This window comes from Pelomicrobium sp. G1 (assembly GCF_051905455.1).
In the GTDB taxonomy this organism is placed as follows: Bacteria; Pseudomonadota; Gammaproteobacteria; order Burkholderiales; family UBA6910; genus Pelomicrobium.
In genome coordinates this window covers 1-344 of sequence record NZ_JBQACR010000196.1, presented here as the reverse complement: position 1 = coordinate 344, position 344 = coordinate 1, and the positions used below count along the sequence as shown (strand labels likewise).

Here is a 344-nt window from a genome sequence, read left to right as displayed (position 1 = left end):
GTGTAGCGCTTGGCCCGCTCTACCGCCTCGACGAAGGCATCCTCCGCGAACTCGCAAGCCGTGGGTCCGGAGGGGCAGGGATCGCTCGCTGGGATCGCCACCGGCTGGCGCAGGCGCGCGAGCAGCTCGGCGAGGCGCCGGCGCGCGCGGGCGTAGGCGCCCGGCTCCCGGGGGTCGGCGTACACCACCAGGTAGAGCTTTCCCAGCAGGTTGTCGATCACCGCTAGCTCCTCGGAGAGGAGCAGCAGGATGTCCGGCGTGCCGAGGGCGTCCGGCTTGTCGGTGCGGGCGAGCCGCGGCTCGATGTAGCGCACCGTGTCGTAGCCGAAGTAGCCCACGAGCCC

The 344-nt window shown here is 72.1% G+C and carries 1 pseudogene; it reads right to left on the bottom strand.

Features of this window, described 5'->3' with window-relative positions:
• Positions 1 to 344: pseudogene (locus tag ACTFO6_RS18150) on the bottom strand (anthranilate synthase component I); the annotation flags it as partial.